Origin of the sequence: Kitasatospora sp. HPM-01-4, assembly GCF_051374625.1 — a bacterium.
In the GTDB taxonomy this organism is placed as follows: domain Bacteria; phylum Actinomycetota; class Actinomycetes; order Streptomycetales; family Streptomycetaceae; genus Kitasatospora.
The window spans coordinates 2,487,032-2,508,894 of sequence record NZ_JBPQGP010000005.1 but is presented as its reverse complement, the minus strand read 5'-3'; the positions used below and the strand labels follow the sequence as shown (position 1 = coordinate 2,508,894).

The 21,863-nt window shown below is 69.7% G+C and carries 14 protein-coding genes, 3 rRNA genes and 1 pseudogene; 14 read left to right on the top strand and 4 right to left on the bottom strand.

Annotated features, from left to right (window positions below; translation table 11 throughout):
* Nucleotides 1-18: 18 nt before the first annotated feature.
* Nucleotides 19-2,094: an outer membrane protein assembly factor BamB family protein gene (locus tag ACSMTC_RS10580; protein WP_436559397.1), complete on the top strand. Its 2,076-nt coding sequence runs from the start codon at nucleotides 19-21 to the stop codon at nucleotides 2,092-2,094.
* Between the two features lie 128 nt (nucleotides 2,095-2,222).
* Here ACSMTC_RS10580 and ACSMTC_RS10575 read toward each other — a convergent pair whose 3' ends face one another.
* Nucleotides 2,223-2,738 (bottom strand): HNH endonuclease, encoded by a 516-nt coding sequence (locus ACSMTC_RS10575; protein WP_436559396.1) that lies wholly within the window; start codon nucleotides 2,736-2,738, stop codon nucleotides 2,223-2,225.
* 306 nt (nucleotides 2,739-3,044) lie between these two features.
* Between ACSMTC_RS10575 and tyrS the strand changes: the two genes are divergently transcribed.
* From tyrS to ACSMTC_RS10545, 6 genes and pseudogenes are all read left to right on the top strand, one after another.
* Nucleotides 3,045-4,310, top strand: a complete 1,266-nt coding sequence (tyrS, locus tag ACSMTC_RS10570) for a tyrosine--tRNA ligase (protein WP_436564647.1) — start codon at nucleotides 3,045-3,047, stop codon at nucleotides 4,308-4,310.
* A 580-nt stretch (nucleotides 4,311-4,890) separates the two neighbouring features.
* Nucleotides 4,891-6,414, top strand: a 16S ribosomal RNA gene (locus ACSMTC_RS10565).
* Between the two features lie 285 nt (nucleotides 6,415-6,699).
* A 23S ribosomal RNA gene (locus ACSMTC_RS10560) occupies nucleotides 6,700-9,810 on the top strand.
* 112 nt (nucleotides 9,811-9,922) lie between these two features.
* A 5S ribosomal RNA gene (rrf, locus tag ACSMTC_RS10555) occupies nucleotides 9,923-10,039 on the top strand.
* The 16S, 23S and 5S rRNA genes sit together here, the layout of an rRNA operon.
* A 408-nt stretch (nucleotides 10,040-10,447) precedes the next feature.
* Nucleotides 10,448-11,302, top strand: a pseudogene (locus tag ACSMTC_RS10550) (hypothetical protein); the annotation flags it as partial.
* 333 nt (nucleotides 11,303-11,635) lie between these two features.
* On the top strand, nucleotides 11,636-12,457 hold the full coding sequence (locus ACSMTC_RS10545) for a tetratricopeptide repeat protein (protein ID WP_436564646.1): 822 nt from the start codon (nucleotides 11,636-11,638) through the stop codon (nucleotides 12,455-12,457).
* A gap of 167 nt (nucleotides 12,458-12,624) precedes the next feature.
* On the opposite strand, the gene ACSMTC_RS10540 is transcribed toward ACSMTC_RS10545, so the two are convergent.
* Complete coding sequence (locus tag ACSMTC_RS10540) at nucleotides 12,625-13,983, bottom strand: DUF1015 family protein (protein ID WP_436559395.1); 1,359 nt, start codon at nucleotides 13,981-13,983, stop codon at nucleotides 12,625-12,627.
* 138 nt (nucleotides 13,984-14,121) lie between these two features.
* Here ACSMTC_RS10540 and ACSMTC_RS10535 point away from each other — a divergent pair, with 138 nt between their 5' ends.
* Nucleotides 14,122-14,637 (top strand): tetratricopeptide repeat protein, encoded by a 516-nt coding sequence (locus tag ACSMTC_RS10535; RefSeq protein ID WP_436559394.1) that lies wholly within the window; start codon nucleotides 14,122-14,124, stop codon nucleotides 14,635-14,637.
* 75 nt (nucleotides 14,638-14,712) lie between these two features.
* Nucleotides 14,713-15,756, top strand: coding sequence for an HAD-IIA family hydrolase (locus tag ACSMTC_RS10530; RefSeq protein ID WP_436559393.1), 1,044 nt, complete (start codon nucleotides 14,713-14,715; stop codon nucleotides 15,754-15,756).
* Nucleotides 15,757-15,849: 93 nt separating this feature from the next.
* Here ACSMTC_RS10530 and ACSMTC_RS10525 read toward each other — a convergent pair whose 3' ends face one another.
* On the bottom strand, nucleotides 15,850-16,197 hold the full coding sequence (locus ACSMTC_RS10525) for a sterol-binding protein (protein ID WP_436559392.1): 348 nt from the start codon (nucleotides 16,195-16,197) through the stop codon (nucleotides 15,850-15,852).
* Between the two features lie 212 nt (nucleotides 16,198-16,409).
* Here ACSMTC_RS10525 and ACSMTC_RS10520 point away from each other — a divergent pair, with 212 nt between their 5' ends.
* The 4 genes from ACSMTC_RS10520 (at nucleotide 16,410) to ACSMTC_RS10505 (ending at nucleotide 19,339) form a co-directional block, all read left to right on the top strand.
* Nucleotides 16,410-17,279, top strand: coding sequence for a hypothetical protein (locus ACSMTC_RS10520; protein WP_436559391.1), 870 nt, complete (start codon nucleotides 16,410-16,412; stop codon nucleotides 17,277-17,279).
* A complete protein-coding gene (locus tag ACSMTC_RS10515; RefSeq protein WP_436559390.1) occupies nucleotides 17,272-17,451 on the top strand; it encodes a hypothetical protein in 180 nt (59 codons plus the stop codon). The genes ACSMTC_RS10520 and ACSMTC_RS10515 overlap by 8 nt, the downstream gene beginning before the upstream one ends.
* A gap of 32 nt (nucleotides 17,452-17,483) precedes the next feature.
* Nucleotides 17,484-18,290 carry a TlyA family RNA methyltransferase gene (locus tag ACSMTC_RS10510; protein ID WP_436564645.1) on the top strand — a complete coding sequence of 269 codons (807 nt, stop codon included), beginning with the start codon at nucleotides 17,484-17,486 and terminating at the stop codon, nucleotides 18,288-18,290.
* 146 nt (nucleotides 18,291-18,436) lie between these two features.
* On the top strand, nucleotides 18,437-19,339 hold the full coding sequence (locus ACSMTC_RS10505; protein ID WP_436559389.1) for an NAD kinase: 903 nt from the start codon (nucleotides 18,437-18,439) through the stop codon (nucleotides 19,337-19,339).
* 227 nt (nucleotides 19,340-19,566) lie between these two features.
* Here ACSMTC_RS10505 and yczR read toward each other — a convergent pair whose 3' ends face one another.
* Nucleotides 19,567-21,069, bottom strand: a complete 1,503-nt coding sequence (gene yczR, locus ACSMTC_RS10500; RefSeq protein WP_436559388.1) for a MocR-like transcription factor YczR — start codon at nucleotides 21,067-21,069, stop codon at nucleotides 19,567-19,569.
* A 123-nt stretch (nucleotides 21,070-21,192) separates the two neighbouring features.
* Between yczR and yczE the strand changes: the two genes are divergently transcribed.
* Nucleotides 21,193-21,849, top strand: a complete 657-nt coding sequence (gene yczE / locus ACSMTC_RS10495; protein ID WP_436559387.1) for a membrane protein YczE — start codon at nucleotides 21,193-21,195, stop codon at nucleotides 21,847-21,849.
* The last annotated feature ends 14 nt before the right edge of the window (nucleotides 21,850-21,863 follow it).

Sequence of the window (21,863 nt, the reverse complement as noted above, 5' to 3'; positions counted from 1 at the left end):
GTCGGACGGACGGGACGCATGGCTCAGGACCACTCCGGGACCGCCGGGCAGGAGCCCATCGGGTACGACTACCAGCAGCAGCCCTGGTACCCACCGCAGCAGCCGGCCGCGGCCGGCGATCCGTGGAGCGGCGGTCAGCAGCAGCCGTACCAGGGCGGTGAGCCCGGCTTCCACGAGCAGCCGGGCTACGGTCCGCAGGCCGGCGCCCCCGGAGCTCCGGCCCAGGCCGGTTACCCCGAGCAGCACGGACTTCCGGGCCAGCCGGGCTGGGCCGCCCAGAGCACCGAACCGTGGCAGACCGGAGTGCCGTCCCAGGCCGACGACGGCTTCTACGCGCCCGCCGCCCCCGACGCGGTTCCCGGCTACGACCCGTTCGGGACCACCACGGCCGACGCCGACGCCGGATACGGCCGCTACCCGGCCACCGAGCAGCAGCCGTACGCACCGGCGGGCACCGAGGACGGCTACTACGGCCTCGACCAGCCGCACCCCGCCGACCAGGCCGGCCCCACCGGCCTCGGCGGCGGCATCGGCCCCGGCGGCGAGCCGGACCAGGGGCCGCCCACCGCCGCCTTCACCCCGTTCGAGCAGCTCGCCACCGCCACCATGCCGCCCGTCCCCGGCGATCCCGCCGTCCCGCTCTCGCCGTACCAGGTCACGCCCTCGGCGGGACGGTCGGACGGGGGCGGCGGCAACAGCGGCGCCAAGGGCAAGGGCTCACTCGCGGACCGGGCCAAGGCCGCCGTCTCCGCGGTGGTCTCCGCCGAGCACGGGCCCGACCGGCGCACCCTGGCGATCCGCGCCGGAGCAGGGGCTACCGCCGTCCTCGTCCTGATCGCGGCGGCCGTCCTGGCCACCGGCGGCAGCGGCGGCGGCAGCGGTGGCAGCAGCAGCGGAGCCACCGAGGACCCGGCCGCCGCCAAGGCCTTCGCGGTCGCCCACGCCAAGGCCTGGGCCGCCCAGCCCCCGGCCGCGGGGGCAGCCGCCTCCGACGACACCCTGGTCGGCAGCTGGCTGCTCGCGGACATGGCCGTCCGCGCCGACAGCACCGGCGTGCACGCGTACGCGCTGGCCACCGGGAAGCCAACCTGGACCGTCACCCCGCCGGCCGACAACGCCGCCGCCTGTGGCCTCTCGCCCACCGTGACCGGCAGCGGCCTCGGCGTCGCCCTGTTCCGTCCCCAGGCCGATCCGAAGAGCCCCTGCACGCTGCTCGCCGCCGTCGACACCAAGACCGGCAAGACGCTCTGGACCAAGAGCCTCTCCGACACCAAGGACCCGTACTCCGCACATGTCGCGGTCGGCGGCGACAAGGTGATCGCGGTCGGCGATGACAAGGTGTGGGCCTGGGCCGCGGCCGACGGCGGCGACGCCTGGCAGTACACCGGTCAGGGCAAGTTCTGCACCCTGTCCGGCAGCGCGAGCGGCGACACCGTCCTGCTCAGCAGCAGCTGCGCCGACAGCGACCCGAACATCCAGGCCGTCGCGCTCAACACCGCCGACGGCAAGGTCAAGTGGTGGCGCGGGCTCAACAACGGCCCGAAGACCGTCACCGTCCTGTCGGCCGAACCCGCCGTGGTCCTCACCACCGGCGAGAACCCCACCGACGACCGGGTCCTCGCCTGGGGCGCCAACGGCGACCCCGCCACCCAGATCCCGGTCTCGGGCAACGGCGGCCGCCTCGACGTGGCCCGCGGCACCTTCAACCCGACGCCCACCGTGTTCTTCCAGGGCCACACCATGGTCACCACGCTGACGCCGGCCCAGGGCAGCCCGGTCGCCGCGATCGCGTACGACCTCACCACCGGCAAGCAGGTCTGGAAGACCGCGGCCATCGAGAAGGGCAAGGCCCGCGCGGTCGGCATCGACAACGGCGCGCTGATGCTCGCCGTCGACGAGCGCCTCGACCAGCCCGCCCACCTCAGCCGCTTCGCCCTCACCGGCGGCCAGGAGTCCACCGGCGGGGCGTATCCGCAGGGGACCGGCTCGCTGCTCACCTCGGGCCGGGTGCTGATGGGCGGCGACAAGGTGGTGGCCGTGCCCGAGCACTCCACCAACTTCGGCACCGCCACCGCCTTCCAGGCCAAGGGCTAGCTGCTTCCAGGCCACGGGCCGGCCGACCGCTCCGGCTCCACGGGACCGGGTCCGTACGGGACCCGGTCCGTACGAGATCGGACAGGTCCGGCGGGAGCCCGGTGAATCGGGTGAGCCCGGTCGGCCCGTCAGGCGGCGGCCCCGGCCGGGAACCATGGCGCGAACTCGTCCGCCTCGCCGCCGCGCAGGCCGAGCGCCATCATCAGCGAGGCCGCCGGAGTCGGCTCGAACGGTCCGCGGAGCAGCTTCATCCCCGCCTGTTCCGGCGTCCGGTCGGCCTTGCGCTGGTTGTCCTCCGCGCAGGCCGCCACGGTGTTCAGCCAGCTGTCGGCCCCGCCCCGGGACCTCGGCACCAGGTGGTCGACCGTGGCGGCCCGCCGCCCGCAGTACGCGCACACGTGCCGGTCCCGGATCAGCACCCCCCGCCGCGACCACGGGGCCCGTTGTCGGAACGGCACCCTGACGTACCTCCGCAGCCGGATCACCCGGGGCACCGGTACCGACACGCCGGTGCCGCAGACCACACCCAGCGGGCGGGCGTGCTCGACCACGGCCTTGTCCTGGAGGACCAGCACCACGGCGCGCTTGAGCGACACCGTCGTCAGGGGTTCATAGCTCGCGTTCAGTACCAGCGTGTCGCGCATCGGGGCCGCCCTCCCTGTCCCGACCGTGCCCTGACGGCCCGGCCGCCTCTTCCCATGCCTGTCGGCCGCCCCGTCGCGCTCGCCCGTTCCCCGTTCGCCCGGTGGCGGTGGCAAACACTCTGAACGGGTCGGTCCCGCCCGAACAACGGAATTTCGCCGGCCCCTTCCCGGTGGCCGCCCGCCTGCGCCGAAATCCGCTGGCCAGGAGCGCGTACCCTCTAGAAGGCTGGAGTCATCCGGACGCGGGGCCCGAGGAACGGCCCATCGAGACGCGCTCGGGTGCCCGAACGAAGGAGAAGCGTGACCGTGACGGACATCGTCGACGAGCTGCGGTGGCGTGGGCTGATCGCCCTGTCCACCGACGAGGACGCACTGCGCAAGGCGTTCGCGGACGGCCCGGTCACCTTCTATTGCGGTTTCGACCCGACGGCCCCGAGCCTCCACCTCGGCAACCTGGTGCAGATCCTCACCATGCGCCGCATCCAGCAGGCCGGAAACCTCCCGCTCGGCCTGGTCGGCGGCGCCACCGGCCTGATCGGCGACCCCAAGCCGACCGCGGAGCGGGTCCTCAACGACCCCGAGGTGGTGGCCGGCTGGGTCGACCGCCTGCGTGGGCAGATCTCCCGCTTCCTCGACTTCGAGGGTGAGTACGCGGCCCGGATGGTCAACAACCTGGACTGGACCTCCGAAATGTCGGCGATCAGTCTGCTGCGCGACGTGGGCAAGTACTTCCGCGTCAACAACATGATCGCCAAGGAGGCGGTCGCCCGGCGGCTGAATTCCGACGCGGGTATCAGCTACACCGAATTCAGCTACCAGATCCTCCAGGGCATGGATTACCTGGAGCTGAACCGCCGCTACGGCTGCACCCTGCAGACCGGTGGCAGCGACCAGTGGGGCAACCTCACCGCCGGCACCGACCTGATCCGCAAGGCCGAGGGCAAGTCCGTGCACGCCCTCGCCACCCCGCTGATCGTCAAGGCCGACGGCACCAAGTTCGGCAAGACCGAGTCCGGCACCGTCTGGCTGGATCCGGAGCTCACCACCCCGTACGCCTTCTACCAGTTCTGGCTGAACGCGGACGACCGGGACGTCTCCAACTTCCTGCGCATCTTCTCCTTCCGCTCGCGGGAGGAGATCGAGGAGCTGGAGCGCGAGACCGCCGAGCGTCCCGCCGCCCGACTCGCCCAGCGCGCCCTCGCCGAGGAGCTCACCACCCTCGTCCACGGCGCGGAGCAGTACGAGCGCGCCGTCGCGGCCTCAAAGGCGCTCTTCGGCCAGGGCGATCTCGCCGAGCTGGAGCCCGCGACCCTGGCCGCAGCTCTGGCCGAGGTCCCCAAGGCCACGGTCAGCGAGCTGCTGCCGATCGTCGACCTCCTGGTCGAGGCCGGCCTGGCCCCCAGCCGGAAGGGCGCTCGCCGCACCATCAACGAAGGCGGTGCGTACCTGAACAACGCCAAGGTCACCGACGAGGAGGCCACCCCCACCGCCGCCGACCTGCTGCACGGCCGCTGGCTGGTGCTGCGCCGGGGCAAGCGCAACCTCGCCGCGATCGAGCTGAAGGCCGCCTGACACCCCGGGCGGTGGTGCCAACCCGCGAAACACGGGGTGGCGCAAACCGACCGTAGTTGAGCTGCACCTTCGGGTAGGAGGGGCCGGATCAAGCCAGATCCGGCCCCTCCAGGTTTGACTCCTCCAGGTCGGTGTCCTAACGTAGGTCGAGTCGCCTGATTCGGGCGGACCCCCCTTCTCAATGCCAAGCGATTCGTCGCGTGCCCTTTCGATTCCGGTCGAGCGGGAAAACGGATCGGAAAGCTCTGGTAGAGTTCGGGAGCGCCGAAAGGCAAAAGCGAAATCCGATGAAATTCGGTCCGGAAAACGGAGCGGAAAACATCTGATAAGCTGGAAACACGAAAGAACGAAGCGCCCGGAGGGCCCGCTGGAAGGCGGCTCGAAGGAAGCGTCCGTTCCTTGAGAACTCAACAGCGTGCCAAAAGTCAACGCCAGATATGTTGACATCCCCGGCGAGACCATCCTGTCTTGTTGGAGATTCCTTTTGTAATACACAGCGAGGACGCAGTGCGCGGGGTCACCTTATTCCGGTGGTTGCCGTGCCGCTCAACGCGAGTGTTCACCCGATCACGGGTAATCATTCACGGAGAGTTTGATCCTGGCTCAGGACGAACGCTGGCGGCGTGCTTAACACATGCAAGTCGAACGGTGAAGCCCTTCGGGGTGGATCAGTGGCGAACGGGTGAGTAACACGTGGGAAATCTGCCCTGCACTCTGGGACAAGCCTTGGAAACGAGGTCTAATACCGGATATGACCTTCCTCTGCATGGGGGTTGGTGGAAAGCTCCGGCGGTGCAGGATGATCCCGCGGCCTATCAGCTTGTTGGTGGGGTAATGGCCTACCAAGGCGACGACGGGTAGCCGGCCTGAGAGGGCGACCGGCCACACTGGGACTGAGACACGGCCCAGACTCCTACGGGAGGCAGCAGTGGGGAATATTGCACAATGGGCGAAAGCCTGATGCAGCGACGCCGCGTGAGGGATGACGGCCTTCGGGTTGTAAACCTCTTTCAGCAGGGAAGAAGCGCAAGTGACGGTACCTGCAGAAGAAGCACCGGCTAACTACGTGCCAGCAGCCGCGGTAATACGTAGGGTGCGAGCGTTGTCCGGAATTATTGGGCGTAAAGAGCTCGTAGGCGGCCTGTCGCGTCGGATGTGAAAGCCCGGGGCTTAACCCCGGGTCTGCATTCGATACGGGCAGGCTAGAGTGTGGTAGGGGAGATCGGAATTCCTGGTGTAGCGGTGAAATGCGCAGATATCAGGAGGAACACCGGTGGCGAAGGCGGATCTCTGGGCCATTACTGACGCTGAGGAGCGAAAGCGTGGGGAGCGAACAGGATTAGATACCCTGGTAGTCCACGCCGTAAACGTTGGGAACTAGGTGTTGGCGACATTCCACGTCGTCGGTGCCGCAGCTAACGCATTAAGTTCCCCGCCTGGGGAGTACGGCCGCAAGGCTAAAACTCAAAGGAATTGACGGGGGCCCGCACAAGCAGCGGAGCATGTGGCTTAATTCGACGCAACGCGAAGAACCTTACCAAGGCTTGACATACACCGGAAACTGGCAGAGATGTCAGCCCCCTTGTGGTCGGTGTACAGGTGGTGCATGGTTGTCGTCAGCTCGTGTCGTGAGATGTTGGGTTAAGTCCCGCAACGAGCGCAACCCTTGTTCTGTGTTGCCAGCATGCCTTTCGGGGTGATGGGGACTCACAGGAGACTGCCGGGGTCAACTCGGAGGAAGGTGGGGATGACGTCAAATCATCATGCCCCTTATGTCTTGGGCTGCACACGTGCTACAATGGTCGGTACAAAGGGCTGCGATGCCGTGAGGCGGAGCGAATCCCAAAAAGCCGGCCTCAGTTCGGATTGGGGTCTGCAACTCGACCCCATGAAGTTGGAGTTGCTAGTAATCGCAGATCAGCATGCTGCGGTGAATACGTTCCCGGGCCTTGTACACACCGCCCGTCACGTCACGAAAGTCGGTAACACCCGAAGCCGGTGGCCTAACCCGTAAGGGGAGGAGCCGTCGAAGGTGGGACCAGCGATTGGGACGAAGTCGTAACAAGGTAGCCGTACCGGAAGGTGCGGCTGGATCACCTCCTTTCTAAGGAGCACATAGCCAGATCTGAGCGAATGCCTCAGATTGGTTGCTCATGGGTGGAACGTTGACTATTCGGCACGGTTCGGAAGCTTCCGCTAGTACTGCCCTTTGGGGCGTGGAACGTGGTGTGTGACTGGATTGTGTCGGGCACGTTGTTGGGTCCTGAGGGAACGGCTGTATGGCTGTTACCTCGAGGATGCCGGTCTCATGTGATGGAGCCCTGTGGGGTTTCGGAGTGTGGGTGACTGGTCGTTGTTTGAGAACTGCACAGTGGACGCGAGCATCTGTGGCCAAGTTTTTAAGGGCGCACGGTGGATGCCTTGGCACCAGGAACCGATGAAGGACGTGGGAGGCCGCGATAGTCCCCGGGGAGTCGTCAACCAGGCTTTGATCCGGGGGTTTCCGAATGGGGAAACCCGGCAGTCGTCATGGGCTGTCACCCGCTGCTGAACACATAGGCAGTGTGGAGGGAACGCGGGGAAGTGAAACATCTCAGTACCCGCAGGAAGAGAAAACAACCGTGATTCCGGGAGTAGTGGCGAGCGAAACCGGATGAGGCTAAACCTTGAGCGTGTGAGACCCGGCAGGGGTTGCGCTTGGGGGGTCGTGGGAATGAGCTTCAGTCGTCTGCCGGCGGCTGGGCGAGTCAGAAACCGTATGGGTAGTCGAAGGACATGCGAAAGGTCCGGCGTAGAGGGTAAGACCCCCGTAGACGAAATCTGTACGGCTCGCTTGTTCATCTCCCAAGTAGCACGGGGCCCGAGAAATCCCGTGTGAATCTGGCGGGACCACCCGCTAAGCCTAAATATTCCCTGGTGACCGATAGCGGATAGTACCGTGAGGGAATGGTGAAAAGTACCGCGGGAGCGGAGTGAAATAGTACCTGAAACCGTGTGCCTACAAGCCGTGGGAGCGTCGTCACTTCGGTGGCCGTGACTGCGTGCCTTTTGAAGAATGAGCCTGCGAGTTTGCGGTGTGTAGCGAGGTTAACCCGTGTGGGGTAGCCGTAGCGAAAGCGAGTCCGAATAGGGCGACCCAGTTGCATGCCCAAGACCCGAAGCGGAGTGATCTAGCCATGGGCAGGTTGAAGCGTGGGTAAGACCACGTGGAGGACCGAACCCACCAGGGTTGAAAACCTGGGGGATGACCTGTGGTTAGGGGTGAAAGGCCAATCAAACTCCGTGATAGCTGGTTCTCCCCGAAATGCATTTAGGTGCAGCGTCGCGTGTTTCTTGCCGGAGGTAGAGCACTGGATAGGCGATGGGCCTTACCGGGTTACTGACCTTAGCCAAACTCCGAATGCCGGTAAGTGAGAGCGCGGCAGTGAGACTGTGGGGGATAAGCTCCATGGTCGAGAGGGAAACAGCCCAGAACACCGACTAAGGTCCCTAAGCGTGTGCTAAGTGGGAAAGGATGTGGAGTCGCAGAGACAACCAGGAGGTTGGCTTAGAAGCAGCCACCCTTGAAAGAGTGCGTAATAGCTCACTGGTCAAGTGATTCCGCGCCGACAATGTAGCGGGGCTCAAGCACATCACCGAAGTCGTGTCATTGCAGCAATACTCCTAACGGGGGCTGTGATGGGTAGGGGAGCGTCGTGTGCCGGGTGAAGCGGCCGAGGAATCGAGTCGTGGACGGTATACGAGTGAGAATGCAGGCATGAGTAGCGATACAAGAGTGGGAAACTCTTGCGCCGATTGACCAAGGGTTCCTGGGTCAAGCTGATCTGCCCAGGGTAAGTCGGGACCTAAGGCGAGGCCGACAGGCGTAGTCGATGGACAACGGGTTGATATTCCCGTACCCGCTTTGAAGCGCCAACGCTGAACCCTCTGATGCTAAGCCCGTGAAGCCGTCCCGGAGTCTTCGGACAATGGGGAGTGGTGGAGCCGGTGACCCGAGGTGGTAGTAGGTGAGCGATGGGGTGACGCAGGAAGGTAGTCCAGCCCGGGCGGTGGTTGTCCCGGGGTAAGGGTGTAGGACGTAGGGTAGGCAAATCCGCCCTGCAATAGTCTGAGACCTGATGCCGAGCCGATTGTGGTGAAGTGGATGATCCTATGCTGTCGAGAAAAGCCTCTAGCGAGTTTCATGGCGGCCCGTACCCCAAACCGACTCAGGTGGTCAGGTAGAGAATACCGAGGCGTTCGGGTGAACTATGGTTAAGGAACTCGGCAAAATGCCCCCGTAACTTCGGGAGAAGGGGGGCCATTCCTGGTGATGAGTCTTGCACTCTGAGCTGGGGGTGGCCGCAGAGACCAGCGAGAAGCGACTGTTTACTAAAAACACAGGTCCGTGCGAAGCCGTAAGGCGATGTATACGGACTGACGCCTGCCCGGTGCTGGAACGTTAAGGGGACCGGTTAGTCCGATTTCGGTCGGGCGAAGCTGAGAACTTAAGCGCCAGTAAACGGCGGTGGTAACTATAACCATCCTAAGGTAGCGAAATTCCTTGTCGGGTAAGTTCCGACCTGCACGAATGGCGTAACGACTTCTCGACTGTCTCAACCATAGGCCCGGTGAAATTGCATTACGAGTAAAGATGCTCGTTTCGCGCAGCAGGACGGAAAGACCCCGGGACCTTTACTATAGCTTGATATTGGTGTTCGGTTCGGCTTGTGTAGGATAGGTGGGAGACTTTGAAGCTGTGACGCCAGTCATGGTGGAGTCGCCGTTGAAATACCACTCTGGTCGTGCTGGATGTCTAACCTGGGTCCGTGATCCGGATCAGGGACAGTGTCTGGTGGGTAGTTTAACTGGGGCGGTTGCCTCCTAAAGGGTAACGGAGGCGCCCAAAGGTTCCCTCAGCCTGGTTGGCAATCAGGTGTTGAGTGTAAGTGCACAAGGGAGCTTGACTGTGAGACTGACGGGTCGAGCAGGTACGAAAGTAGGGACTAGTGATCCGGCGGTGGCTTGTGGAAGCGCCGTCGCTCAACGGATAAAAGGTACCCCGGGGATAACAGGCTGATCTTCCCCAAGAGTCCATATCGACGGGATGGTTTGGCACCTCGATGTCGGCTCGTCGCATCCTGGGGCTGGAGTAGGTCCCAAGGGTTGGGCTGTTCGCCCATTAAAGCGGTACGCGAGCTGGGTTTAGAACGTCGTGAGACAGTTCGGTCCCTATCCGCTGTGCGCGTAGGAGTGTTGAGAAGGGCTGTCCCTAGTACGAGAGGACCGGGACGGACGAACCTCTGGTGTGCCAGTTGTTCTGCCAAGGGCATGGCTGGTTGGCTACGTTCGGGAGGGATAACCGCTGAAAGCATCTAAGCGGGAAGCCTGCTTCGAGATGAGCACTCCCACCTCCTTGAGAGGGTAAGGCTCCCAGTAGACGACTGGGTTGATAGGCCGGATATGGAAGCCTCGTGAGGGGTGGAGTTGACCGGTACTAATAGGCCGAGGGCTTGTCCTCAGACGCTCGCGTTCACTGTGTGGTTCCCGGGTAGCGAACAGCTATCGCCGGCGAACACTAAGAAACACTATTCAACTAAAAAGTGTGTGTTTCGCTGAATACCCGATAGGGTTTCGGTGGTCATAGCGTGAGGGAAACGCCCGGTTACATTCCGAACCCGGAAGCTAAGCCTTACAGCGCCGATGGTACTGCAGGGGGGACCCTGTGGGAGAGTAGGACGCCGCCGAACAATTATTCAAAGCCGTGGACCCCAGCGAGTCGCTGGGGTCCACGGCTTTTTTGCGTGTCAGAACGTGTATGACCCGGTCAGTCCGTCCTGCCGCCCCAACGCGGTACGGGAGCGGATGCCGGACAATGGAGATGGTGTGCCCGGCCAGGTGGCCGGCACCGCACCGCCCCGGGCGAGCGTCTCGCCGGAAACCGGGCGGTGGAGCTGAAGCAGCAGACAGGAGTCACCACGATGTCGAACCCGCCCCAGGACCGTCCCGAGCGTCGATCGGACGACGGCCGCGGCTACGAGCCCCGGTCACGCGGGGGCTGGTCGAACGACCGTGGCGGATACCGTCGCGATGACCGTTCCGACCGTGACCGTGGTGGCTACCGTCGGGACGACCGTCCGTCCGGTGGTTTCCGTGACCGCGACGACCGCCCACGTCGTGACGACCGCCCGCAGGGTGGCGGTTTCCGCCGGGATGACCGCCCGTCGGGCGGTTACAACCGCGACCGTGACGACCGCGGTGGTTTCCGTCGTGACGACCGCCCGCAGGGTGGCGGTTTCCGCCGCGATGACCGTCCGTCCGGTGGTTTCCGCGACCGCGACGATCGTCCGCGTCGTGACGACCGCCCGCAGGGTGGCGGCTTCCGCCGTGACGACCGTCCGTCCGGTGGTTTCCGCGACCGCGACGATCGTCCGCGTCGTGACGACCGTCCGCAGGGCGGTGGCTTCCGCCGCGATGACCGCCCGTCGGGCGGTTACAACCGTGACCGCGATGACCGCGGTGGTTTCCGTCGTGACGACCGCCCGCAGGGTGGCGGCTTCCGCCGTGACGACCGTCCGTCCGGTGGTTTCCGCGACCGCGACGACCGCCCGCAGGGTGGCGGCTTCCGCCGCGATGACCGTCCGCAGGGCGGTGGCTTCCGTCGCGACGACCGCCCCTCCGGCGGTTTCCGTGACCGTGACGACCGTCCCCAGGGCGGTGGCTTCCGCCGCGATGACCGCCCGTCGGGCGGTTACAACCGCGACCGCGATGACCGCGGTGGCTTCCGCCGTGACGACCGCCCCCAGGGTGGCGGCTTCCGCCGTGACGACCGTCCGTCCGGTGGTTTCCGCGACCGCGACGACCGTCCGCGCCGTGACGACCGCCCGCAGGGTGGTGGCTTCCGCCGCGATGACCGCCCCTCCGGCGGTTACAACCGCGACCGCGATGACCGCGGTGGCTTCCGCCGTGACGACCGCCCCCAGGGCGGTGGCTTCCGCCGGGACGACCGCCCCTCCGGTGGTTTCCGCGACCGCGACGACCGCCCGCGTCGTGACGACCGCCCGCAGGGTGGTGGCTTCCGCCGCGACGACCGTCCGTCCGGCGGTTTCCGCGACCGTGACGACCGCGGTGGCTTCCGTCGCGACGACCGCGGCGGCCGGCCGTACGAGGGCCGTGAGGGCCGTGGTGGCGGCTTCCGCCGGGACGACCGCTCGCAGGGCGGTGGCTTCCGCCGGGACGACCGTCGCGACGACCGCCGGGACTACGACGACCGCCGTGGCAACTACGAGCCGGTCCACCGGCTGCCGATCCCGGAGGACGTCACGGGCTTCGAGCTCGACGACGACGTGCGTCAGGACCTGAAGAGCCTGCCGAAGACGCTCGCGGACGATGTCGCGCGCAACCTGGTGATGGTCGCCCGGATGCTCGACAGCGAGCCGGAGGAGGCGTACAAGTACTCGCGGGTCGCGCTCCGGCTGGCCTCGCGCGTCGCCTCCGTCCGTGAGGCGGCGGGTTTCGCCTCGTACATGACGCAGCGGTACTCCGAGGCGCTGACCGAGTTCCGGGCGGCGCGGCGGATGACCGGGCGGGCTGACCTGTGGCCGGTGATGGCGGACTGCGAGCGCGGTCTGGGCCGTCCGGAGCGGGCGCTGGCGATGGCCGGCGAGCCCGAGGTGAAGCAGCTGGACAAGGCCGGTCAGGTCGAGATGCGCCTGGTCGCGGCCGGTGCCCGTACCGACATGGAGCAGTTCGACGCCGCAGTGGTGACGCTGCAGAGCCCGGAGCTGGCGTCCAGCGCGATCCACCCCTGGACCGCCCGCCTGCGCTACGCGTACGCCGAGGCCCTGATCGCGGCCGGCCGGGCGGACGAGGCCCGTGACTGGTTCGCCAAGGCCGCCGAGGCCGACACGGACGGCGTGACCAACGCCTCCGAGCGGCTGGCCGAGATCGACGGCCTGGAGTTCGTCGACGCGCTCGACCCCGAGCTGGACGAGGACGAGCAGGGCGCCGAGGCCAAGGCCGCTCCGGCCCGCCACAAGGTCGCGGTCGACGACACCGGCGAGGACCGGGTGATCTTCGAGGACGAGGAAGACGTCGAGGAGTACTACGACGAGGACGACCTCGAGGTCGAGGAGGACCACGAGGGCGAGGCCGACAAGAAGAAGTAGTCCGCGCCGCGCAGACGCGCCGGAGGCCCGGTCGGTACGCACATCCCGTGCGTACCGGCCGGGCCTCCGGCGTTTTCGCCCGTGCCCCGGAACGGACCGGGAGGCACCGTTCCGGACCTGTACCGGGCATCATCCCGATCAGCCACCGGGCCGGCCGTCGGCCGGCGTCAGCCGAGCGTGAGGCTGCGCAGGACCAGCCCGGTGGCCGGCTTGGGCCCGAAGGAGGTGGACTTGCGGGGCATCATCACGCCCTGTTCGGCCAGCCGCCGGACCACGCTCTCCTTGACGGGGTGCAGCAGGACGGCCGTGCCGCCGCTGCAGGCGGCCTCGCGTTCGGCGGCCTCGGCGGTGTGCAGGTAGCCGATGTCGTCGGGGCCGTCCGGGACCCCCCAGACGCGGTCGAGCAGGGTGGAGTGCAGGACGGTGGCGTCCAGACGGCGCCACTCCTCGGGCTTGCCGGTGGGCACGGTGGCCGCGAGCAGGTCCTCGTCCGGCTCGCTGAGCAGCCAGTACCCGCCGGTGCCGCCGGTCAGCAGGAACGCGTTCCCGGTGTGCCGCTTCGCCTCGGCCAGCGCCTGCAGGGCCGTCTCCAGCGGGCCGGGGACCTCCTTGACCTGCCAGTGCTCGCCGAGCCGGGCGAGTGCCTCGGCGACCGGCAGCCGGTAGAGCACCCGGTGGATGGCCCGGACCCGCAGCGGGTAGCGGGCGGTGTCGACCAGCAGCACCATGCCCCGGTCCCAGGGGCTGCGCGGCAGGTGCCGGTGCTCGCGCTGGAGACGCAGGTACATCTCCCAGCGGTGGTGGCCGTCGGCGATCAGTGCCCGGCAGGTGGCGAGGTCGCGGCTGACCGCGGCGATCTCGGTGTGGTCGGTGACGGCCCACAGGCGGTGGTGGGTGCCGTCGCTGGTGGTCGTGGTGAGCAGAGGCTCGCCGAGGACGGTCCGCTCGATCACGCCGGCCGCGCCGCCGTTGCCCCGGTAGGTGAGCAGCAGCGGCTCCAGGTTGGCCCTGGTGGTCCGCATCAGGCCGACCCGGTCGGCGATCGGCCGGGGCATCACGTTCTCGTGCGGCAGCACCACGCCGGCCTCCCGGCCGCTGATCGCGAGGGCGCCGATCAGGCCGCGCTGCAGGGTGCCGCCCTCACCGGTGCGCTGCTCGTAGACGTACAGGGCGGGTTCGGGGTCGGCGGCGAGGACGCCCTGGCGCTGCCATTCGGCGAGCAGCCTGGCGGCGTGCCGGTACCGGGTGTCGCGGTCGGGGCGGTCGCAGCTGTCCTCGGGCTCGGGCCTGGGGAGGATGAGCCGGACGATGTTGTACGGGTCGGCGGTCTCCAGGTCGAGCCTTCGGCCGGGGTCCACCACGTCGTACGGCGGCGAGGTGACCGCCGCGAGCGTACCGACCCGGTCGGGGACGTATCGCAGGCCGCGGAACGGTGAGAGGGACAGCCCCGCAGTGGCGACGTGGCCGGGGTCGCCGGGGCCGCCCGCTGGAGTCTCTGCTCCTGTGTCTGCACTGGGTGTGCTCATTCTGGGCATCGTAACCGGGGTACGCGTTGTTGAGAGATCGCGTGGATCACAGCACCCGGCAGGTTTGTCAGGAACGTGCCGTGCCGGGGCGGGCGGTGGCACCCGGATTCCGGGTCCGGGTCGGAAGCGGGGTAAGGGATGAGTGACGGTCAGGAACGGGCGAACGACGGCGGTGCGGGCGAGGGCGTTCAGGGCGGGCCCGGGGCGCCGAAGGGCGGGGTGTACGACTGGTTCCGGCGCGGTGCGCGGCTGCTGGAGCAGGGCCACCCGGCGGCGGCCGAGCAGCTGCTGGCGCGCGCCGCCGAGGCGGAGCCGCACTCGCGGAGCATCCGGGAGACACTGGCGAGAGCCCAGTTCGACGCCGGGCTGTTCGAGGCGGCGCTCGGGAACTTCCGGGCGGTGGCGCTGGCCGATCCGACGGACGACTACGCTCAGTTCGGGTGGGGTGTCGCGGCGGCCCGGCTGGGCGACTTCGAGACCTCTGCCGAGCATCTGGCCCTGGCGGTCGCCATGCGGCCGGCGGCGGACCACTACCGGGCCGCACTGCGGCAGACCAGGGCGACACTGGCGGCCCGTGCCGGTGCGTACGGGCCGCTGCTGCCGGGTGCGCCCGGTTACTCCGCACCGCCGGAGGGCGGCGGGCAGGGCGGGTGACGCCCGTGGGGGCGGACGGGCCGCGCCGGGTGCGGCCGGGGACGACGACGAGCAAGAGGACGAGGTAGAGGACTGATGACGGACACCGCAGCCGGCCTGGGACGCACCGCTCCGGGGGGATCCGACCGCCCGCTGACCGAGGAGTACGACACGGCGCTGCTCGACCTCGACGGTGTGGTGTACGCCGGGCCGCACGCGATCCCGCACGCGGTGGAGTCGCTGGCGGCGGCCCGTGAGGCCGGGATGCGGCTGGCGTACGTGACCAACAACGCCTCCCGGCCGCCCCGGGTGGTGGCCGGGCACCTGACCGAGCTGGGCATACCCGCCGAGGCCACCGACGTGATCAACTCGGCGCAGGCGGCGGCCCGGCTGGTGGCTTCGAAGGTCCCGGCCGGTGCCAAGGTGCTGGTGGTCGGCGGCGCGGGTCTGGAGGAGGCGCTCACCGAGCGGGGCCTGGTGCCGGTCCGGTCACTGGCGGACGGGCCGCTCGCGGTGGTCCAGGGCTACGACCCCTCGGTCGGCTGGCAGCACCTCGCCGAGGCCTCGTACGCGGTGGCTGGCGGGCTGCCCTGGGTGGCGTCCAACACCGATCTGACGGTGCCCACCGCGCGGGGCATCGCTCCCGGGAACGGCACGCTGGTGGCGGCCGTGCGCACCGCGACCGGCGTCGAGCCCGAGGTGGCGGGCAAGCCGCTGCCGCCGATGCACCGGGAGACGGTGATCCGCACCGGCGCCCGGCGTCCGCTGGTGGTCGGCGACCGCCTCGACACCGACATCGAGGGCGCCTACAACGGCGGGGTGGACAGCCTGCTGGTCTTCACCGGCGTCACCACCCCGGCCCAGCTGCTGGCGGCCCCGGCCCGGCACCGGCCCACGTACGTCGCGGCCGATCTTCGCGGCCTGCTGACCGGGCAGCCCGAGGTGGCGGCGCTGGGCGGGGGGCGCTACCGCTGCGGTGGGTACGAGGCCTGGGCCGACGGTGGTGAGCTGCGGCTGAGCGGTGGCGGCGAGGACCCGTACGACGGGCTGCGGGCACTGTGCGCGGCGGCCTGGACGGCGGCGGACGCGGACGGCTCCGCGGTCGACGGGAGCAAGGCGCTCGCCGAGCTGGGGCTGTAGCGGAGCGGCGACCGGACCCGTACGGTCCAAGCGGTCGGCCTGCCCTTGTCGGCGGGCCGACCGTCCGGAGCGGGGCTCAGCGCGGAGCGGGGCTCAGAGCAGGGTGCGGAGGCGGAGCAGGTCGCGGATGCCGGCTTCCAGCCTGACGCGGCCGCCGGCCCAGGCGGAGGCGAAGTTGAGCTGTCCGTCGACCATGGCGACCAGGTCGTCGCCGGTCATGGTGAGGCGGATGGCCGCCTTGGCGGGCGGCGGGCCCGGGACCTCGACCACGTCGGTGATCCGGCCGTCCCTGAGGTGGCCGGAGAAGGTCAGGTCGAGATCGGTGATCCAGCAGGTGAGTGAGCGGTCGAGGGCCGCTGCCTTGCGGGCGTCGCCGTTGGCGCTGCCGAGGTTGCGGCTGAACTGCTCCAGCGCCTCGCGGCACTGCTCGATCGTGGCCATGACTGCTGGTCTCCCGTTCTGCCCGCCTCCCGTTCGGGGCGCCGACCAACCACGCTATCGCAGCACCGCCGCTACCCGGGCGGGCGGCAGCGACGGCATTCGGCGGGGCTGAGGCGGTAGCGTCGTGGGTGTGGTGGGCCGGGTCCGGCCGCAGAGCGCGGTGAGCGGGCCGGGTCCGCAGTCGGTTGCGAGGCACGGAGGAGGCACTCGGGATGCTGCGGGATGCGGTGCGGGGAGTCGTGGTGGTGGCCACCGAGCTCGCCGAGGAGACCGGCAAGCGGGTCGTGGGTGCGGCCACCGGGCTGCTGGAGCGCAGCGGCGTGGACGTCGCGGCGATCGAGCGGACCGTGGGCGAGCAGTTCCCGCCGTCGGCCAGGTCGTTGCAGGCCCTGGCCGGGGAGGCGGTGACGGCCGGACGGGCCGGCCTGGATCTCGCGGTGGGGGTGGCCCGTGGCGAGGTGGAGAAGGTCTTCGAGCGGGTCGGCGACCAGGTGGTCAAGGTCGGCGTGGTGCTCAGCTATCTGGAGAGCAAGCTGCGCGAGGTGGAGGAGCAGCCGCACATCCGCCCGGAGGGCAGGCCCGAGGCGAGGGCCGAGGGGCTGTTCGAGGCGGGCTGGGACGAGCGGGCGCCCGAGCCCGTGCGGGCGGACGAGGTGAACGGCACCGCCATGGCCGGCCGTCCCGCGCCCGCGCCCGCGAAGCAGGCTGCCCGGTTCACGGCGAAGCAGACGGCGGTGAAGCAGGCGCCGGCGAAGCAGACGGCGGTGAAGCAGGCGCCGGCGAAGCAGACGGCGGCGAAGCAGGCCCCCGCGAAGCGGAGCACGGCGAAGCGGCCGCCCGCCGCGGCCGGCGTGAAGGCGGAGGCCGTGAAGACGGAGGCCGTGAAGGCGGAGGCCGTGAAGGCGACCGCGAAGCGCGCGGCCACCGGGGCCGCGGCCGCGCACGGTGCGGCCGCGAAGAAGACCGTGAAGAAGGCGCCGGCCCGGAGGCCGGCCGCGGAGGGCACCGCGGGCGCGAAGCCCGGGACGAAGAAGGCCGCCGCGAAGAAGCCCGCGCCGGGGAAGGGCGACGGCGGTGTCTGAGCCGGCGGGGGTGGAGCCGACCGGTCATCCGGAGGTCGATGCCGCGCTGGCCCGGCTGGAGGAGCTGGCCGGGGTGGAGAGCGGTGCCCGGGTGGCGGTGTACGAAGATGTACACCAGCGGTTGGTGGGCACTCTGGCCGCGCTCGACGAGCAGCAGCAGTACGAGCAGTAGCGCAAGCAGTAGGAGCTGAAACACCAGTGGCAGTGGCACGACGCCGACTCGACGCGGAGCTGGTCCGCCGCAAGCTGGCCCGTTCGCGTGAGCACGCGAGCGAGCTGATCGCGGCCGGCCGGGTGACCGTCGGCGGCACCACGGCGACCAAGCCCGCGACGCAGGTGGAGACCTCGGCGGCGGTCGTGGTGGCCAAGGACGAGAACGATCCCGACTACGTCTCGCGGGGCGGTCACAAGCTGGCGGGCGCGTTCGCCGCCTTCGTACCCCAGGGCCTGGTGGTGGAGGGACGGCGCGCGCTGGACGCGGGTGCGTCCACCGGTGGTTTCACGGACGTGCTGCTGCGCGCGGGGGCGGCCCGGGTGCTGGCGGTGGACGTCGGCTACGGCCAGCTGGCCTGGTCGCTGCAGAGCGACGAGCGGGTCACCGTGATGGACCGGACCAATGTGCGGGAGCTGACGCTGGAGCAGATCGGCGGGGAGCCGGTCGATCTGGTGGTCGGCGACCTGTCGTTCATCTCGCTCGGTCTGGTGCTGCCCGCCCTGGCGGGCTGCTGCGCCGAGGACGCGGACCTGGTGATGATGGTCAAGCCGCAGTTCGAGATCGGCAAGGAGCGGCTGGGCAGCGGGGGAGTGGTCCGCAGTCCGCAGCTGCGGGCGGAGATGGTCCGCCAGGTCGCCGATCAGGCCTGGGCCCTGGGACTCGGCGTCCGGGCGGTCACCGCCAGCCCGCTGCCGGGCCCCTCCGGGAACGTCGAGTACTTCCTGTGGCTGCGCCGGGGTGCCCCGCAGCTGGATCCGGCCGAGGCGGAGCGGGCGGTGGCCGAGGGCCCGCAGTAGGTCCCAAGGTCCCCGGCGGCCGGGCCGGACGGCGGGGGCCGGATGTCGGAGCCCCCGGATAGGGTGCTGTGCGGTGTCCGACCGTCATGCTGAGTGGCGGCCGTACCGGGCCAAGGGCGACCCGGCAGGCGTAGGGAGAGGGCGGCATGAGCGAGGAACGTACGGTCTTCCTGATCGCGCACACCGGCCGTGAGGCCGCGCTGCGCAGCGTCGAGGGGCTGGTGCACGGCCTGCTCAAGGAGGGGATCAGGATCAGGCTGCTCGCCTCGGAGGCGGTCGACCTGGATCTGCCCGACGGGGTGGAGCGGGTGCCGGGCGGGCACGGCGCGGCGGACGGCTGCGAGCTGATCCTGGTGGCCGGGGGCGACGGCACGCTGCTGCGGGGGGCCGAGCTGGCGCGGGAGTCCGGGCTGCCGATGCTGGGCATCAACCTGGGCCGGGTCGGCTTCCTGGCGGAGGCCGAGCGGGACGACCTGGCGGTCGTGGTCGAGCGGGTGGTCAAGGCCGACTACGAGATCGAGGACCGGATGACGCTCGACGTCCTGGTCCGCACCAACGGCGATGTGGTGCACGAGGACTGGGCGCTGAACGAGGCGTCGATCGAGAAGGCCGCGCGGGAGCGGATGCTGGAGGTCGTCACCGAGGTGGACGGCCGTCCGGTCTCCAACTTCGGCTGCGACGGGGTCGTCCTCTCCACGCCGACCGGCTCGACGGCGTACGCCTTCTCCGGCGGCGGCCCGGTGGTGTGGCCGGAGGTGGAGGCGCTGCTGATGGTGCCGATCAGTGCGCACGCGCTATTCGCCAGGCCGCTGGTGACGTCGCCGAACTCGGTGCTGGCGGTGGAGGTCCAGCCGAAGACGCCGCACGGTGTGCTCTGGTGCGACGGGCGCCGCTCGGTCGAACTCCCGGCCGGGGCACGGGTGGAGGTCCGCCGCGGGAGTACGCCGGTGCGGCTGGCGCGGCTGCACCAGGCTCCGTTCACGGACCGTCTGGTGGCCAAGTTCGCGCTGCCGGTGACGGGGTGGCGCGGGCGCGGCAAGGTCTGCTGAGCACCGCTCGCAGGAGGAGCCGGGAGGAGCCGGGGTGCCAGGGCCCGCGCGGGTCGTCCGTGGTCCCGCCGGGCGCGGGCGCTCGATCGGCCGTGCCCCGCGGATGCTGCGGGAGCGGGCGTTTGAGGGCCGTGTGTGAGCGCCCGGTCCCCCGCGCACTGAGGGCCCTGGTCCCTTCGCCCTGAGGACAGCGCGCCCGTCCGCGGGGCGAAGGACCGTGGCCGAGTTCACACCGCCAGGGGCGGTGCCTCTCCGGCGGTGCGCCAGCGGCCGGTCGCGGCGAGGTCGGCGGCGGTGGCGAGGCGGGCGATCGCCGCGTCGGCGGCCGAGGCGGGGGTGGTGAACGGGATGCGGATGTGGTGCTCGAAGGCGCCGTCCACGCCGAAGCGGGAGCCGGCCGCGATCCGGACTCCGGTCCGTTCCCCGGCCTGGGCCAGTGCGGCGCCCGAGACCTGGCCGGTGGAGACCCAGACGCACAGACCGCCCGCCGGGCGGGCGAACCGCCAGTCGGGAAGCCGCCGTTCGAGCGCGGCGGTGAGCGCCTCGGCACTGGACCGCAGCCGCTCGTGCTGGTGGGCGCGGACCTCGTCGAAGCGCTCGGTGAGCATGGCGGCGGCGATCAACTGGTCGAGCACGGGCGTGCCGACGTCGGTGTAGACCCGGTCGGCGGCCAACTGCCGTACCAGAGCCGGGTTCGCGCGCAGCCACCCGACCCGCAGCCCGCCCCAGAGGAGCTTGCTGCCGGAGCCGATGGTCACCACCTGGGCGGCCCGGTCCAGGGCGGCCATCGGCCGGGGCAGCTCCTCGGTGCCGGTGCCCCAGCCGAGTTCGGCGGGAGTCTCGTCCGCCACGACGACGGTTCCGGCGGCGCGGGCGGCGGCCAGCAGTTCGCGGCGCTGCTCCTCGTCGATCAGGGCACCGGTCGGGTTGTGGAAGTCCGGGATGAGGAAGGCGAGCCGGGGCGCGGCCCCGCGCAGCACGCGCTGCCACTCCTGGACGTCCCAGCGCGGCAGCACCGTCGGTCCGCCGGGCCAGGCGTGCGGGACGGGCACCAGGCGGGCACCGCTGCGCCGCAGCGACTGGATGGTGTGCGCGTAGCTGGGCGCCTCGACCGCGAGCCGGTCGGCCCGCCCGGCGAGCGCCTGGCGGGCCAGGTGCAGGGCGCCCATCGCACCGGTGGTGACCAGGATCTGGTCCGGTGTGGTGGGCAGGCCGCGTTCGGTGAAGCGGCGGGCGATGGCCTCTCGCAGGACGGGCACGCCGGTCGGGTAGTGGCCGTGTCCCGAGGCGTACGCGGGCAGCTGCTCGATCGCGCGGGCGGCCGCCTCGCCGAGGTACGGCTGTGGGGCGGGCAGCGCGGCCACGCCGAGGTCCAGTACGGTCTCCCGCTCGTCCGGCGGGACCGGGTGGAGGGCGTCGCCGGGCGGGCGGCTGCCCTCCGGCAGGGTGGTCCAGCTGCCGGAGCCCCGGCGGCTGCGCAGATAGCCCTCGCCGCGCAGGGTCTCGTACGCGGTGGCGACGGTGGTGCGGCTGAGTGCCAGGGCCTGGGCCAGTTCGCGTTCGGCCGGCAGCCGGGTGCCGACCGGCAGACGGCCCTCGGAGACCAGGAGCCGGACCTGCCCGGCCAGTGTCCGGTACGCGGGCCGGTGCCCGGCGGGCTCGGGCAGCCGGGCGCCGCGCAGCAGCCGGGCCAGCGCGGGCGGGGTTACGACGCTCTGCCACTCGCTCATGGGAATCAGTCCACCTGGCCTCGATTGGACCTGGATCAGGCCCGATTGGACTCCCCATGATGGCAGTCCGGCCACCCGGCCGCCAGACACACCAGCACATCCGCACCACCCCGAGGAGCCCCGATGGCCACCGCCGTCTCCCAGTCCGCCGACTCTCCGGCCGTCGGCGACGCGAGGATCCGGAGCACCGGCCGGCTCGGCCGGCGGGTCCCGCAACTGCTGATCGGCCTCGGCCTGTACGGCGCGAGCATGGCGCTGATGGTGCGGGCCGGCCTGGGCGTCAACCCGTGGGACGTGCTGCACCAGGGGCTGCGGCGGTACCTCGGTCTGAGCATGGGCACCTGGGTCACCATCACCGGCGCCCTGGTGCTGCTGCTGTGGATACCGCTGCGCCAGCGGCCGGGCATCGGGACGGTCTGCAACGTCCTGCTCATCGGTGCCGCGATGGACCTCGTCCTCGGTGCGGTCACCGCTCCCACGGGCTGGGTCGCGCGGACCGCGGTGCTGGCGCTGGGCATCGTGCTCAACGGCCTGTCGACCGGCCTCTACATCGGCGCCCGGCTGGGGCCGGGGCCGCGCGACGGCCTGATGACCGGGCTGCACCGGCGCACCGGACGCTCCCTGCGCCTGATCCGCACCGCCATCGAGCTGACGGTGGTGACGATCGGGGCCCTGCTCGGCGGTACGGTCGGCGTCGGGACGATCGCCTACGCGCTGGCGATCGGGCCGCTGGCCCAGTTCTTCCTGCGCTTCTGCGCGGTGCCGCCGGGCAAGGCCTGACGAGGGCGGCGGCC

Coding starts and splice junctions, on each gene's coding strand:
- ACSMTC_RS10580 (WP_436559397.1), top strand. CDS start 19: ATGGCTCAGGACCACTCCGGGACCGCCGGGCAGGAGCCCATCGGGTAC.
- ACSMTC_RS10530 (WP_436559393.1), top strand. CDS start 14,713: ATGACGGACACCGCAGCCGGCCTGGGACGCACCGCTCCGGGGGGATCC.
- ACSMTC_RS10520 (WP_436559391.1), top strand. CDS start 16,410: ATGCTGCGGGATGCGGTGCGGGGAGTCGTGGTGGTGGCCACCGAGCTC.
- ACSMTC_RS10505 (WP_436559389.1), top strand. CDS start 18,437: ATGAGCGAGGAACGTACGGTCTTCCTGATCGCGCACACCGGCCGTGAG.
- ACSMTC_RS10535 (WP_436559394.1), top strand. CDS start 14,122: ATGAGTGACGGTCAGGAACGGGCGAACGACGGCGGTGCGGGCGAGGGC.
- yczR (WP_436559388.1), bottom strand. CDS start 21,069: ATGAGCGAGTGGCAGAGCGTCGTAACCCCGCCCGCGCTGGCCCGGCTG.
- ACSMTC_RS10540 (WP_436559395.1), bottom strand. CDS start 13,983: ATGAGCACACCCAGTGCAGACACAGGAGCAGAGACTCCAGCGGGCGGC.
- yczE (WP_436559387.1), top strand. CDS start 21,193: ATGGCCACCGCCGTCTCCCAGTCCGCCGACTCTCCGGCCGTCGGCGAC.
- ACSMTC_RS10575 (WP_436559396.1), bottom strand. CDS start 2,738: ATGCGCGACACGCTGGTACTGAACGCGAGCTATGAACCCCTGACGACG.
- ACSMTC_RS10525 (WP_436559392.1), bottom strand. CDS start 16,197: ATGGCCACGATCGAGCAGTGCCGCGAGGCGCTGGAGCAGTTCAGCCGC.